At 59.1% G+C, this 14173-nt stretch carries 12 protein-coding genes and 1 pseudogene; 5 read left to right on the forward strand and 8 right to left on the reverse strand.

The window, feature by feature from the left end; translation table 11 throughout:
* Nucleotides 1–525 precede the first annotated feature (525 nt).
* Together FXV83_RS34960 and FXV83_RS34965 are read right to left on the reverse strand one after the other, a co-directional pair.
* Nucleotides 526–1899: a hypothetical protein gene (locus tag FXV83_RS34960; protein ID WP_148744101.1), complete on the reverse strand. Its 1374-nt coding sequence runs from the start codon at nucleotides 1897–1899 to the stop codon at nucleotides 526–528.
* A gap of 940 nt (nucleotides 1900–2839) precedes the next feature.
* Nucleotides 2840–4204 (reverse strand): annotated as a pseudogene (locus FXV83_RS34965) (ISNCY family transposase); the annotation flags it as partial.
* A gap of 55 nt (nucleotides 4205–4259) precedes the next feature.
* Here FXV83_RS34965 and FXV83_RS34970 point away from each other — a divergent pair.
* Nucleotides 4260–5030 (forward strand): DNA-methyltransferase, encoded by a 771-nt coding sequence (locus tag FXV83_RS34970; protein WP_235940405.1) that lies wholly within the window; start codon nucleotides 4260–4262, stop codon nucleotides 5028–5030.
* Nucleotides 5031–5256: 226 nt separating this feature from the next.
* On the opposite strand, the gene FXV83_RS34975 is transcribed toward FXV83_RS34970, so the two are convergent.
* From FXV83_RS34975 to FXV83_RS34980, 3 genes are all read right to left on the reverse strand, one after another.
* Nucleotides 5257–5910: a ParB N-terminal domain-containing protein gene (locus FXV83_RS34975; protein WP_148744102.1), complete on the reverse strand. Its 654-nt coding sequence runs from the start codon at nucleotides 5908–5910 to the stop codon at nucleotides 5257–5259.
* 95 nt (nucleotides 5911–6005) lie between these two features.
* Complete coding sequence (locus FXV83_RS43210; protein WP_187436379.1) at nucleotides 6006–6143, reverse strand: hypothetical protein; 138 nt, start codon at nucleotides 6141–6143, stop codon at nucleotides 6006–6008.
* Between the two features lie 549 nt (nucleotides 6144–6692).
* Entirely contained in the window at nucleotides 6693–7253 is a 561-nt protein-coding gene (locus FXV83_RS34980) for a D-glycero-alpha-D-manno-heptose-1,7-bisphosphate 7-phosphatase (protein WP_148744103.1), read from the reverse strand.
* Between the two features lie 396 nt (nucleotides 7254–7649).
* On the opposite strand from FXV83_RS34980, the gene FXV83_RS34985 reads away from it, so the two are divergent.
* From FXV83_RS34985 to FXV83_RS34995, 3 genes are read left to right on the forward strand one after another with little or no spacing between them, the layout of a single operon-like run.
* Entirely contained in the window at nucleotides 7650–8507 is an 858-nt protein-coding gene (locus FXV83_RS34985; protein ID WP_148744104.1) for a YqaJ viral recombinase family protein, read from the forward strand.
* Nucleotides 8494–9672, forward strand: coding sequence for an ERF family protein (locus FXV83_RS34990; protein WP_148744105.1), 1179 nt, complete (start codon nucleotides 8494–8496; stop codon nucleotides 9670–9672). Before FXV83_RS34985 ends, FXV83_RS34990 begins: the two co-directional genes overlap by 14 nt.
* Nucleotides 9669–10277, forward strand: a complete 609-nt coding sequence (locus tag FXV83_RS34995) for a hypothetical protein (RefSeq protein ID WP_148744106.1) — start codon at nucleotides 9669–9671, stop codon at nucleotides 10275–10277. The genes FXV83_RS34990 and FXV83_RS34995 overlap by 4 nt, the downstream gene beginning before the upstream one ends.
* Nucleotides 10278–10493: 216 nt before the next feature.
* On the opposite strand, the gene fcl is transcribed toward FXV83_RS34995, so the two are convergent.
* Together fcl and gmd are read right to left on the reverse strand one after the other, a co-directional pair.
* Complete coding sequence (fcl, locus tag FXV83_RS35000) at nucleotides 10494–11435, reverse strand: GDP-L-fucose synthase (protein ID WP_148744107.1); 942 nt, start codon at nucleotides 11433–11435, stop codon at nucleotides 10494–10496.
* The gene (gene gmd / locus FXV83_RS35005) at nucleotides 11416–12486 is read right to left on the reverse strand and encodes a GDP-mannose 4,6-dehydratase (RefSeq protein ID WP_148744108.1); all 1071 of its coding nucleotides are present in this window, start codon (nucleotides 12484–12486) and stop codon (nucleotides 11416–11418) included. The genes fcl and gmd overlap by 20 nt, the downstream gene beginning before the upstream one ends.
* Nucleotides 12487–13627: 1141 nt before the next feature.
* On the opposite strand from gmd, the gene FXV83_RS35010 reads away from it, so the two are divergent.
* Nucleotides 13628–13855 (forward strand): hypothetical protein, encoded by a 228-nt coding sequence (locus FXV83_RS35010; RefSeq protein WP_148744109.1) that lies wholly within the window; start codon nucleotides 13628–13630, stop codon nucleotides 13853–13855.
* 20 nt (nucleotides 13856–13875) lie between these two features.
* Here FXV83_RS35010 and FXV83_RS35015 read toward each other — a convergent pair.
* A partial coding sequence (locus tag FXV83_RS35015; RefSeq protein ID WP_210250779.1) for a hypothetical protein occupies nucleotides 13876–14173 on the reverse strand: 298 nt, incomplete at its 5' end.

Consider the following 14173-nt stretch of genomic DNA (forward strand, 5'->3'; position numbering starts at 1 on the left):
CGGCGATTTCTCCGCGATCGTTGCTTGGATGGACCGGCGCTGCAAATCTAATTCTTCAGATCAAATCGGAGTTGCAGCTCTGGATCTAGCGATGGAATTGGCTGGTAACGCGGCGAAGCGCTGATCTGCTAGACAGGCCAGTTGACGCTGAGGCCGCTAACGTCCTTAGCCGTCCGTGAATCACGGAGACACCTGTGCGGATCAAGCTACCCGAGACAGACCTCAAGTCAGTGCAAAGCCTTGGTAGCATTGAGCTTAAAGACGAAGGCGGCGGACACGTCGGCCATACTTCTTCGGAAAGGGTCACGGCCGGACCGTCTTCCTATTCGGGAAGTACCAGGGCACGTTCAAGACCCACGCTGAGTGTCAAGCTTTCATCGATGGCGTGACCGCTGTGATCGATGGCAACCGCGGGTCCCGCGGCGACTAGTTGAACCGAGTTGAGCGACTGGAAGCTTGCCGTTAGTGCGGCAAGACGGACGTCGCGCTGCCTACTCTGAAAGGCGGCTCAAGGTTTACGCAACGTCAGACTTTGCAGCTTCTTGTCGGTTGACCTGCGCCCTGCGACTGTTTGAGAAGCCACATCGTCATGGCCGTGGCAAGACCCGTGGCAATTAAGTACGCGGGGGACATGTTCCACCCGCTACCTGCGAGCACTAAATAGCTCAGCAATCCTCCAGTCGAAACGGTGAAGCCAAGCCAGGCAAGCTTTGGGAAATGAAATGCACGTTCGCCGCGCCAAAGATCAAGCACGAGGTAGAACACGAGAAAGGTGTTGCCGAGCGCCGCCGGCAGCAAACCCATGATGATACCGCTCTCGAATCCAAGATAGGATAACACGCCGTCAACCTGAGCAATCACGGCGAACGGCAAATAGCGCGGATTGATGCAGGCCAGGGCGATAGACGCGAGCTCAAAGGCATAGAAATAACGCTCATACATCTTCGGAAGCAGGTACGGCATGAGCATGAGTGAGACACACGCGGCGAGCAAAATGAACTCTGGGCCCGTTCGTTTGGAACGCGCGATGAACATTGACAAGGCAAGCCCGCTCACAGCCGCAAGCACCAGGCCGATGGCGACTCCGATCTCGTACGGTGTACCTCCAGCCAATACCCAGATGTTCGCTGCATTCATTGTGAGGCGATGGAATGTGTGAGCTTGCTCTAAATAGACACCCGCTACGGAGCCTAAGGATCTGCCAGCGACGAAAACCGGAATGGCGAGAACCACGTAGATCCCGGGAACAGCGGCGAGCCATGCCGGGTGGATCCTGCGGCGCAGTAGCATGCCCAACACTAAGGGCCCTAGAAAGACGCCCTGGGCCTTCACCGAAACAGCCGCCGCGAATGGCAAAACGCCATTTCGGCCCCGCATGAACAGGGCTACGGAGACCAGCGTGAAGAACGTCCAGATCGAATCGGCCTGTGCCCACATTGCGCCGTTGAAGAGCACCGTCGGCGCAAGCCAAACAGCGCAGAAGGCCAGGGAGGTGCGCAACGGCACCTTTGTCGCTCGCCAGACGATCTGGGCCACAGCGATTGCGCAGCCCAACTCGAAGACCGCCGAGATTGCTTTCACGAGGGACAGTGGCTGCCCCAGCCAATCAAATCGCGCGGCAATCAGCAGGAGGTAGCTGTAAAACGGGGTGTAGTTGGTGAAAGGTTCCGCCAGCGCGCCGATCCCGTGATCTCGAGCAAAGCCATACCACGGGATCAGGAACTGAATGGCGTCGTCGGTAGCGTGCTCCCGGGCGAGGCAACGGAGCGCAAGGCCTGCAAACCCGCATACCATCGCTAGGACGATCGCAAGCAGTGAGTTCGTGGGTGGCGTCTTGTTTGGACTGATGTCGCCGCCGTGCCCGTGCGATGTGCGGATTACAATAATCTCTTCTGTCACGCGATCACCCGCTGGTGATTTCTTCAAGATCGAACGAGATGTTGAAGCTTCATATTGTGATCAGCCTATACGAGTAATCATGTAAATGTCGTATGGGCGTAGGTTGTGTGAGTCTGTGCATGCCATCGAACGAATTGTTTGGTTAGCGAAAGCTTTAGCGAAACTGGCGATCATCGAAGCTCCGCAGCAGGAGAGCGAGCCCGCATTTAGCTCCTTTCGGGGGGCTCGGGTCGTTGCTGCTGTGCTGGAGAAGCGGCATCTTGGGCGAACGCGCGAAATTAAGCTGTCCGTAGTGTTGGTAACCCGTGATGACGAGCTGATTGGCGCAAGGTGGCATCGATCACCGATAGTGCGAAAGATTTGCGACGGCCGATTTCGGGGCGCGGCGGCCGGAATTGGCTCGAGTTCAGCCGACATTCGCGTGCTGACGGCAGCGGTCGCAAGCCGGGACGCCCCATGCGTGGCGACCTGCAAGGGGCCTTTGAGCTCTTAAGCGGGTTTGACAAGTTGCTGGCAGGCTATTCAGCTAACGATGGATTATACTGGCACCTTCCTCTGCCAAGAGCTGCTCGAGATCGTGGACCTTCTCCGGCAGGAATATAGGCTTGCCGGCCTTCGCTGGATCGGTCTGATCGAGCAACTGACCGCTTCGTTCCAGCGCCCGCCAAACGTTAGCCCTCGCGTTTTTGTCGCCTTGGACAGCCGCGTTGTAGTTCTTCAGCAATATGGCCTCGGCGCGGGTCATACGCGTCGGTCGCCCGTTATAAGGAACGGTCACGCGTTCCATGGCGAGCCGCTTAAAGATCGTGATGATGTGTTCCTGACGCTGGGGCGAGACGCGTTGTCGCCGGGGGGACCTCTTGGAAGCGGGTATGGCCTCGCCTGTATGTGAACCCATTTCTTTTTTTCTCCTCCTTCCATGCTTTATTTTAAGGCGCCTGAGGTTGTCGGCGACAACGCCGAGCCCGACCCAGCGCTTCATTCCGGCGCTGCCTTTGTAGCGGCAGCGATCGAGCCCGTGCCGCCGTTTGGCGACGCTGATGCGCCCCTCGCATCCGGTCCGCCATTTCTGGCCGTTGCGGAACCAACTCTTCTTCTGCTCGCGCTTGCGGGCGACGCTCTTGGTGGAACGATTGGGGATGCAGACGCGCTTGACGCCGCTCGCCTTCGCCGCGGCTTCATTCCTGGCGGAATAGAACCCGGCATCTGCCGCGACCAGACGTGGCGTGCGACCGAGCTTGGCTTGGTGGATTTCGATGGCCGGGATCAACAGGCCCGAATCGCTCGGCCGCCGATCATAGACTTCGTAGTCGATCACGATCTGGTTTTCGGCTTCCTGCAGCTTGACCATCTTGCCGAACTCGTTGGGCTTGCCGGCCTTGCCCTTGCGAATGATCTCCGTCGAGGGCTCGAACACGCTGAAGAGCTTGTCCTCTGTCCGCGTGTTGCCGTGGAAGATGCGTTGCCGGGTCTGCCGCATCACCTGCCGCACCAGCGGCATCATCGCTTCCAGCTCCTGCCGCAAGCCTTGCAGCGCCAGCCGTTTCAAGATGCCCCTGGCCCGCTTCACGCCGGTGGATATCTCATGGGAGAAGCGCTTCGCTTGCCCCACCACTCGGCTCGTCGAGTTCAATAGCTTACGGTAGCCTTGCTTGAGCCTCTCGTGATTGAGCGGTCCTTTGGCACGCGCAATCCGCGAGATATCGAGCAGCCGCAGTTTTACGCTTCGCGTTCGGTCGCGCAGCTTGGTTCCGGCCGCGCCCGCGATCTCGGTGACCTTCTTCATGGTGCGGATCAGCACCCTAACCCCGTCACCCAGCAACGTGCTGTCGGTCGGGTAATGGATGTTGGTCTCCACCACCGTCGTATCCACACGCATTCTGCGTCCCTGCGTCACCCCTTGTTGCTGCGCGATTTGCACGATCCGGTCGTGGATCTGTCTGATCGTCTCCGGATCCACAGCCAGGCCCCAGCGCCCCATCGTCTTGGCGTCCGGCATCTTGCCGCCGCCCACACGGGTGAAGTCGCGATACACCAGATTGGCGCGCACTTCGCGTTCCAGCACGTGATAGCTCCAGTTGCGAACATGCTTGAGGATCAACAACCGCAACACCACCTCGGCCGGCGCGCCCAGCCGACCACGACTGCGGCTCTTGGGATGTCGTCTCGCCAGCGCCTCGTACACCGCACCGACGATCTGTTCATCCGCCAGAACCCGGTCAGCATGGGTCATCCAACCTTCGCGAAGATCGCTCACTTCCCCGGCGATCAAGCCGTCGCCGAAGCTCAGTTGCGCTCTGCGCATCTCAATCACGTTTCTTCCTCCCCCGCGGCATCGCCGCATCAGGACGCAACAGGTCGTGATTGAACTCGCAGATCGCCTCGATCGCGTCTTTCAGCTTCTGGTAATTCTCCAGCCAGCGGCGTACCTCGGCAACGCGCTCACGCCGCACACTGAACTGGCGCACGCGTCCAAGCACCGCGAATTTGCGATGGCTTCAGGAGAGATGAGCGAGGAGGAATTCACCCGGTTCCTGTCCAAGGCCTTCCGGCTGCTTTGCCATTATTCGAAGGACGGCTCGATCCACCAGATCTGCATGGACTGGCGGCATATGCGGGAAATGTTGCTTGCAGGGGATCGGCATTATCTGGAGCTCAAGAACCTCTGCGTTTGGAACAAGACGAACGCCGGAATGGGATCGTTCTACCGCTCCAAGCATGAGCTGGTCTTCGTCTGGAAGAACGGATCGGCTGCGCATACCAATACGTTCGAGCTCGGTCAGCACGGGCGCTATCGGACCAATGTTTGGGATTATGAAGGCGCGAGTAGCATGCGGCTCGGTCGCATGGACGAGCTGAAGCTTCATCCTACGGTGAAGCCCGTGGCGATGGTGGCTGACGCCATCAAGGACTGCTCCAAGCGCGGTCAGATCGTGCTTGATCCCTTCTGTGGGAGTGGGACGATTGTGATTGCAGCGGAAAAGACTGGTCGGATTGCCCGAGCCATCGAGCTTGACCCCGCTTACGTCGATGTCGCGGTCCGGCGTTGGGAGCAGTATACCGGAAAGAAGGCTTGGCTTTATCCCATGCAGGAGAGCTTCGAGGAATTGATCGAGACGCGCGCGGCCTGATTTCGCCTCGCAGTAAACCTCCACTCGAAGAGGATGACCTGCCCGCCTCTCCTTGATCGCGCAACTTCACTGAATTGCCGTGAGCGCTCGGCCGGATCCACCGTGCTAGCTACTTTCCGGCGCAAAATTCGGCGGCCTTGTGAGGCAGCCAGAATCGCTTGGTGTGGCGAAAACTGCAAGGTCGAACGGATTGGCGTTGACTTGAAGCGGCAGCATTGATTCATTCTTATGAATGATTCGTAAGCGAACCCTTCAAACGCGTGAGAAGCTTGTCGGCAAGCTGCCGGTCACCGGCGAATTGCTGCGCGGTTCGTTGCTGGAGCGCACCGTTCGTCACAAGAGCGGCTGCCCGAAATGCGCGCGCGGCGAAGGGCACCAGGTGCATGTCCTGACGGTGAGCTATGCGGGTGATCGCGCCCAGCCCCGAGACATTGCCGCCAATGCGAACATTGTACGGTGGGTCGGTGAAAATGAAGTCGGCCCGCTCGCGATCCATGAGATTTCCGTAGACCGCGGCATCGGTTGCGTCCCCGCAGAATAGGACATGCTTGCCCAGCCGCCACATGTCTCCGACGCGGCTCACGGGCGGGTCTTCCCCGCGCTCCGGAATCCGGTTTTCGGGCTGCTCGCTTTCGTCGTCAAAGCTTTCGATAATGCAGTCCACTTCGGCGGCTTCAAAGCCTGTTAGATCGAGGTCGAATCCCGCGTCCGCGAGCTGCTTAAGCTCGATTGCGAGGATTGCGTTATCCCAGCCCGCCTTTTCCGCAAGGCGATTGTCGGCAAGAACGTAGGCCCGCTTATCCGTCTCGCTAAGAGTAGCATCATCACAATGGCAAGCGCTCGTCTCATCTCTTCCCCGATCGAAAACGGCTACTTCCAAGGAGGCTCTATCTGTTGCTTTGCCCGACGGCGCAAGCTCAGTTTCGGTTTTTCGATGCGCCTGCGTATGGGAATGGACGCTTCTACGGCCGATCGCTATCTCAGGCTCGAATCCGGCCAGTGAGGAACCTCATCGGCGCGGCGGGATCGACGCAAGTTCTGCCGCACCATCGCGTAGAGCACAAACAGGCCGATGGTGATTGCGACAGCCAGCAGTGGGAAAATGTAGTTCATGCAGCCTCCAAGACTTTTAAATGCTAGCAGCCCGTCCAATCGGCGCGACGCTCCCCGGCGTGAGACCTACACTGCCAATTTCCTACTCAGCTCGTGGTTCTCATCCGGCATTCCGCTTCAAATGTTTGAGCCCCCGCCGTTGCCGCGAGAGAGCAGCCTTCTCATACCGTTCCAAGCTCGACAAATATCTCATTTGCTTTGGTTCCGCGCCCTCGATCACCGCCAAGATCAGAATTAACCTAAGAGCTCGCAGGCGATCCTGGCGACTCCTAGCTTGAGCCAGATCTTGAACTGCGACATGCATGTCCGTACCTTTGAAGCCTTCCGCAAGGACTGCATCGAAACCAGAACCGGCGGGTTCGTCCCAACGAGATAAGCCATGCCGATAGGCGTTGCGGCTCGATGCTGCTTTGCCGACGCTTGTTTGCGGCCCGGTACTCCTCGCTGCGTTTGCGCGATTGGCTTCGATTTGTCGCTTTGACGCCAACTTGCCTCCTTGATTTCTCTACTTAGCAGTCGAGCAATCCCTTTGCCGACAAGACCACGGCCTCAATCGTCGGTTCCGGCTCCTCCGCGACGCGATGATGACCGATCCGGAGGATAGGATGAGCCCGTCAACAACGGGGCAATGAAAGTGTGCAGGTTTGATCCATCAAACAGATAGGCTGCTATTCCGGCCGCTTGTGCCGCAGCAAGATCGCTCTGCTTGTCGCCGACCATGAAGCTAGCATCGATATCCACCGAATACCGCTCAAGGAGGGCTCTGATCATCCCCGGCTGCGGCTTACGACAGTTGCAGAGAACACGGTAACGCTCGATCAGGCCATCGGGATGATGTGGGCAGAATTCAAACGCATCGATATGTGCACCAGCTATAGCAAGCTCATTCGACATCCATTCGTGCAAATTGCGAACATGCCGCTCCTCGTAGAAGCCCCTCGCAATTCCCGATTGGTTCGTTACGACAAACGCAAGATACCCGGCGTCATTGACTGCTTTGACGGCCTCTTGCGCTCCTTCCACCCACCGGATCTGGCCGGGATCGAAAGCGTAGCCGTCGTCCTCATTGAGGACGCCATCACGATCGAAAAATACTGCCGGACGCTTCAAATCTCATAGGCCCAAGTCGGAGGGGATACCCTCCGATCTTCCGACAATCACAGCTTCATTTCAACATGTCATCCACCGGACAACATCGTTCGCTGCGAGCGCGCCTTTTGCATCCACGTCTTTGCTGTTCATGCGTGAATTGGCTTCGTTTTGTCGGGTTTATACCGGTCAGCCTCGTCCCGTCCCTGCCCTAAGCGCGTGAGAACAAGAGCCATTCCTGCCGCTAAAACGAGCAAGATTGTTGCTGCAGAAAGGACTGGCCTTGATCCGCGATTGGAGCGTTACTGATTCGACCGGGCGCCATCATCGATCGTAGCGCCGGTATCTCGCCTCGCGGAAGCGGGGCTTCAGGCAGTGCGGCATGTGAAACCGCTTGTTTTTGCGTAGGAGATACCGGTGACAACAGTTCAAACAAACGGCGCTGATGCGCCCAATCACATTATCAGGTTCAACCCCAATGACCGCCGCCACTTCATCGGCGGCTCGGATGCGCGTGTCATCATGGGTGACGATCAGGACAAGCTCATCCGCCTTTGGCAAGAGAAACGTGGAGAGGTCGCACCAGAAGATCTCTCGGATAATCTCATCGTCCAGCTCGGCACGATAACAGAGGTCCTCAATCGCGCCTGGTACCAGCGCTCAACAGGACAAACCATCTCGGACATCCAGAAGCGGGTTCGGCATCCCGTGCACAAATGGATGGCGGCAACACTCGATGGCATGGTCGAGCAGACTGGAGCGGTGTTCGAGGCCAAGTTCATGCTGCCCTGGGCGTTCACGGAGGAGGCCGCCGCCGAAAAGCATATGGCACAGCTGCAGCATAATATGTGGGTGGTCGCCGCTCGCTCGTCCGTACTCTCGATCATCACCGGCGGCGGCAAATGGGCCGAGATCAAGATTCACGCTGATCCGCTCTACCAGCACCTCCTGCTCACGGCCGAGAAGAAGTTCTGGCGCTGCGTTCAAAACGGCGAGCCGCCCATCCTCTTCAATATCGAAACGCCCCGCCCAAGACTCGAGGCGGTGAAGGTCGTCGATATGTCAACCTCCAACCAATGGGCTGAACTGGCAGCGACCTACCTGAGGACGCGAGAGGCCCATGGCGAGCACGAGACGACCAAGGCGGATCTGAAAAAGCTGATGCCGGAGGATGCCAAGGAGGCGACCGGCCATGGCCTCAAAGCCAAGCGCTCCAAGTCGGGCGCGGTCAGCTTCGAGGCCCAGGCGGCGGAGGAATCTCATGCATCAGTCTAGTGAGCGCATCGGAACCATCGCTGCCGCCCTCGCCCGGGCCCAGGCTGAACTGACGAACCCCGAGAAGACTCTGACCGCCGTGATCCGGTCACCCTTCCCGCGGGAGGACGATCGCACCTTCCGCTACGCATCCCTCGCGAGCGGCCTCGACATCGTTCGCAAAAAGCTGAGCCAGCAGGAGATCGCCACCATCCAGACCACCCGGATCGAACAGATCACCGGTCAGATCCATCTCACCACTCTGCTTGCCCACGCCTCCGGGGAATGGATCTCCTCGGACCTACCGGTCTGCGCCTCCAAAGAGGTCGAAGCGCCGCACCGCATGGGCTCGGCGCTGACCTATGCCCGCCGGTATGCCTTATTTGCCTTGGTCGGTATCGCCGGAGAGGACGATTTGGACGCGCCTGACATCGCCATGGAGCCTCCCGTAGCACCCGAGCCGCAGGCCACGTCAGGACTGAAGAGAAGGCCGCCGGGCAGTATCTTGAACCGGCCCCCTGTATTGCCGCCCGACCGCTCCGCCCAGCTCCTGGACCGGCTCCTGGGTCAGCTTGCCTTGGAGGAGGCCCCCGACGGACTGCTCGCTTGGGCCAGGATCAGCCTCCCCCTCAAAAATACTCTTTTGGAGGCGGACGCTCGGGTGCTCGAGGCCGCCTACCAAAGGAGGGTCGAAGACGCCCCTCTGCCCGACATCCATTCGGCGGACCAGCAGCCCGGGTCCTCCGTACCCGCTCTTCCCGACGAAGGCCCTGCGACGGCGTCCAGCAACATCGATGTCGCTGCTCACCCCGCTCGGCAAGAGCAAGCTGGCCTCGCCTTCCCGAAAGAACCGCCCCGAAGACGGAGCAAGGATCACCTCGCCTTCATCCGCAGCCAGGGGTGCCTTGTCTGCCAGAAGACCCCCGCCGATGCGCATCACCTCAAGTTCGCCCAGCCACGATCCTTGGGTCGCAAGGTCAGCGACGAGTTCACGGTGCCGCTTTGCCGGTCTCACCACCAATCCCTGCACCGAAACGGAAATGAAAGAGCTTGGTGGACCAATCTGCAAATTTCACCTCTGCAAATTGCGAAGGAGCTTTGGGATGCCAGCCCCGTCCACCTGATGACCGGCGAAACAGTTGCTGCACCGCCGTCGCGTCCGCTGTTGGGAGCGCAAGGTCAATGAATGGTCCTGTCGATCTCCGTAATTCGAAGCCGGTGAGCGTCCTGCCGCCTCAGTTCGAGGCGCTGTGTCATCCGCCCCTACTTCTTCCCGGAGAGAACATTAACCACTATCAGGCTCTTCAGGCCGTAGTCTTCCGGGGCCTCGATCCTCAGTCTGCCATCGAGTGGTTGCTCGCGATCGATATCGCAGAACTCTCTTGGGAAATGCAGCGCTATCGAATCCTGCGGCATAGGGTCCTAAACATCTACCGCCAAAAGGCCGTCGAGATGACGCTTCGCCGCGTGGATCTGGCGGGCATTGCTCCGGATTTCCAGGATGTCGCCGAAATCTACACCATCACTAATGCCCTGGATTGGCAAATGGATGCTTCGGCCGCGCACGATATCGAAGCCCATCTCAGATCGCACGGATTCGATCAGCACGCTATCAGCATGGAGATTTATGTTCAGGCGCACGAGATCCTCACGCTATTTGAATCCCTCCTGAACGGAGCGCAGCTTCGGCGCCTACTGCTGATAAAAGAATTCAATGCTTTGCGGAACCCGACCAGACGGCACCCAATCCGCGGTGCGCATCGAACCGCTTCGCAGCAGGGCGGAGCGTAAAGAAAGCCGGAAGCGATGACACCAATATGGACCTCCCGCGAAGTGATCGAAGCAAACAAACGCGATCGCCGCACTGCTTTCGCGGACGAGGCAAACATCGCCAGGGCAATGCGAGTATTGCAAGATCTGATCGGACCGTCTTCGAAGCAAAAACCTTCTAACGATCACAGCTCCCATGGACAGCTTCCGATGGATTAAGCGAGAGTAACCGCTCTATCAGCCGAACGACAGAAATGCCGCGTACGCCTGTTTCAGACCGTCCGCGAGAGCGGTCTTCGCACGCCAGCCGAGCCCTTCGAGGCAACTGACGTCAAGTAGCTTGCGCGGCGTGCCGTCCGGCCTTGATGTGTCAAAAGCGATCTGTCCCTTGTAGTCAATGACGTCTGCGACGAGCCGGGCGAACTCAGCAACGGCGATGTCCTTTCCGGTACCGATATTGACCAGCCCGGCGCCGGAATAGGTCTTCATGAGGTACACGCAGGCATCCGCCATGTCGTCGACATAGAGGAACTCGCGCCGCGGCGTGCCGGTGCCCCACACCTCGACGGACTTTGCGTCCGACAGCTTGGCTTCATGGAAGCGGCGGATGAGCGCGGCAACGACGTGGCTCAATTCAGGATGATAATTGTCGCCAGGCCCGTAGAGGTTGGTCGGCATCACGCTGATGAAATCGCTGCCGTACTGGCTGCGATAGGCTTCCGCCATCTTGATGCCAGCGATCTTGGCGATGGCATAGGGCTCGTTGGTCGGCTCCAGCGGGCCCGTCAGCACCGAGTCTTCCCGCAGCGGCTGCGCCGCCAGCTTGGGATAGATGCAGGACGAGCCGAGGAACATCAGCTTTTCGGCATGGTTCACATGCGCAGCATGGATCACATTGGTGGCGATCGCGATATTGTCGTAGATGAACTCGGCGCGCAGCGTGTTGTTGGCGACGATGCCGCCGACCTTGGCGGCAGCGAGGAAGATCACCTGCGGCCGCACCTTCGCGAACCAATCGAACACTTGCGCCTGGTTGCAGAGATCGAGCTCGCGACGCTCGACGGTGACGAGATTCACATCCTCCCGCGCCAACCGGCGCACGATCGCGCTGCCGACCATGCCGCGATGGCCGGCGACATAGACGCTTTTGCCCTTCAGCTCAAACGGTACGCTTGCCATGAGCCGCTTCCCGTTTGGCCTCGGCCAGATCGCCGGTCATCATCTCGTCGACAAGCTGCGCAAAAGTCCGCCTCGGCTTCCAGCCGAGCATCTTCTGCGCCTTGCTGGCATCGCCGACGAGCAGATCGACCTCGGTCGGGCGGAAATAAGTCGGATCGATCTTCACCACTGTCTTACCGCTGATGGCATCGACGCCGGTCTCGTCGACGCCCTTCCCGCGCCATTCGATGCGGCGGCCGACATGAGCGAAGGACAGCTCCACCATCTCGCGCACCGAGCGCGTCTCGCCCGTGGCGAGCACGAAATCGTCGGGCTTGTCAGCCTGGAGGATCATGTGCATGCCCTCGACGTAATCCCTGGCATGGCCCCAGTCGCGCTTGGCCTCGAGATTGCCGAGATAGAGCGTCTGCTCCAACCCAACCTCGATCCGGGAGACGCCGCGGGTGATCTTGCGGGTGACGAAGGTCTCGCCTCGGATCGGGCTCTCGTGGTTAAACAGGATGCCGTTGGACGCGAACATGCCATAGGCTTCGCGATAGTTCACCGTGATCCAGTAGCCATAGAGCTTGGCAACGCCGTAGGGCGAGCGAGGGTAGAACGGCGTGGTCTCTTTCTGGGGGATTTCCTGCACGAGGCCATAGAGCTCGGAAGTCGAGGCCTGGTAGAACCGCGTTTCCTTCTCCATGCCAAGGATACGGATCGCCTCCAGAAGCCGCAGCACGCCGATCGCATCAGCGTTGGCGGTGTATTCCGGGCTCTCGAAGCTAACGGCCACGTGGCTCTGGGCGGCGAGATTGTAGATCTCGGTCGGCCTTATCTGTTGCACCAAGCGAATAAGGTTGGTCGAATCCGTCATGTCACCGTAGTGCATCAGGAAAGGCACGTACCCGACATGCGGGTCTTTGTAGAGATGGTCCACGCGCGCGGTGTTGAAGGACGACGAGCGCCGCTTGATGCCGTGCACGGTATAGCCTAACGACAGCAGATACTCGGCGAGATAGGCCCCGTCCTGACCCGTCACGCCGGTGATTAAAGCGACCCGTTTGGTCATGGCCTACCTTGTTCCCGCGCAGGAGATAAAACAGGCGCGACGAGGCGCCAGCGAAGCATGTTCACGCACGTCTTCTTGGACAGATCACCATTCGCACGTCAACCCCCTGGTCCCGGCGCCTGTCAAACGACTGCAAGCTGATCGGAAACGGTGACATGGCCAACCGACGGGACATTGGCCAGGTGGTCGCAGCCCGCCTTTCCCACTCGGCCTCCACGCGACTTCAGTTCCTCAACCTGCTATGGATGCACAGTCCCTCGTTCGTCGTCCCGGCCTAGAGGTTGCGTGAACCGCCGCGTTGTACCTACTTCGATATACCTTGAATTGATGGCATTTGTGGTTCCGCTAACTCTCCCCATTCCGGACTAGATACTGGTTCGCAGCCGAGAGAAGATTGGTTACGGCAAGAGGATCGTGGCCGCACTAGCTGTAAGCAGCAAGTGAGTCTCCGCAACCAAAACTTTCTTATGCCATCTGTCTCAGCTCTTTGGCTTCCCAAGCTATGCTGGCATTTGGATGATTAAAGCTCATCGGCAATATCCCAAGATCTGAGGAAAATCCCATAGAGCAGGGAGCGGTCAACCGGAAGCCGCCCGGAAAGAATCACCTGACCGTCCGGAGTTATGTACCGCCATTGCGAAGCCCTTCTCGGATCGTAGAAGCGCCTAGGAGAATGGCTCGCCCACTCCAGAAGTGCACTTCATTGACAATGCTATCTAATTGCCCTTCTCATCGAGGGTCAGAAGTAACGCAACAAAGATTGATGGCAGGCGGAGCCATCGAAGCGGCCCTCGCCCGGGCTCAAGCTGGATTGACAAATCCCGAGAAGACACTGACTGCCGTGATCCGATCACCTTTCCCCCAGACGATCGAAGCTCCGGTATGCGTCCTTGGCCTCCGGCCTCGATATTGTCCGCAAGACGTTCAACCAGCGGAAGATCGCCACCATCTAGATCACCCCGATCGAGCAGCGCACCGGTCACACCATCTTACTACCCTGCTTACCCCGCCTCCGGCGAGTTGATCTCCTCCGACCTGCTGGTCTGAGCCTCCAAGGCAGTCGAGGCGCGGCACCGGATGGGCTCGGCTGACCTATGCCCGCCGGTATGCCTTGTTCACATTGGATCTCGCCGGAGAGGCGATGGATGCGCCTGAGGTGGCCACAGCTGCGCCAGGAGCGAACGGAAGGCCTACCAAGGTCATTTCTGAACCGGCCTCCGTCGAGCTCCTGGAACGGCTCCGGGGCGAGCTAGCCGCCCAGCAGGACGGTGACCGGCTACTTGCCTGGGCCAAGGTTGGCCTGCCGCTCAAGAACATTCTTCTGGAGGTCGACGCCCGTACCGTTGACGCGGCCTACAGAAGCGCATGAAGGAAGCTGTCCTCACCAATCTAGCCGAAGCAGACCAGCCGCCCGACCCAGTGAACGTTCCACTTATGGCCACCCAGCTTCCCGGCCCGGCATCCGACGAAGTTCACCCAGCTGATACTCAGCTTCAAAAGCGTGCCGAGCTCGCCATCCCAAAGGAGCCGCCCGCCGGCGAAGCAAGAGCCCTTGCTCATCCGCAGAAGGCTGCGTTGTTGTTTGCCTATCTTGGAAATCGAACGGGCAGTCGGAGTCGGCAACGTGAGCCGGCTCTTCATCGAATTGATCAACGGGCATTTCGACTGTATCCCTCCGTTGAGGGCC

Origin of the sequence: Bradyrhizobium hipponense (assembly GCF_008123965.1) — a bacterium.
Taxonomy (GTDB): domain Bacteria; phylum Pseudomonadota; class Alphaproteobacteria; order Rhizobiales; family Xanthobacteraceae; genus Bradyrhizobium; species Bradyrhizobium hipponense.

Bases quoted from the DNA above. Each gene is read 5' to 3' on its own strand.
- FXV83_RS34995 (WP_148744106.1), top strand. From the start codon at position 9,669: ATGAATGGTCCTGTCGATCTCCGTAATTCGAAGCCGGTGAGCGTCCTG.
- FXV83_RS34990 (WP_148744105.1), top strand. From the start codon at position 8,494: ATGCATCAGTCTAGTGAGCGCATCGGAACCATCGCTGCCGCCCTCGCC.
- FXV83_RS43210 (WP_187436379.1), bottom strand. From the start codon at position 6,143: ATGAACTACATTTTCCCACTGCTGGCTGTCGCAATCACCATCGGCCTG.
- fcl (WP_148744107.1), bottom strand. From the start codon at position 11,435: ATGGCAAGCGTACCGTTTGAGCTGAAGGGCAAAAGCGTCTATGTCGCC.
- FXV83_RS35010 (WP_148744109.1), top strand. From the start codon at position 13,628: ATGGATGCGCCTGAGGTGGCCACAGCTGCGCCAGGAGCGAACGGAAGG.
- gmd (WP_148744108.1), bottom strand. From the start codon at position 12,486: ATGACCAAACGGGTCGCTTTAATCACCGGCGTGACGGGTCAGGACGGG.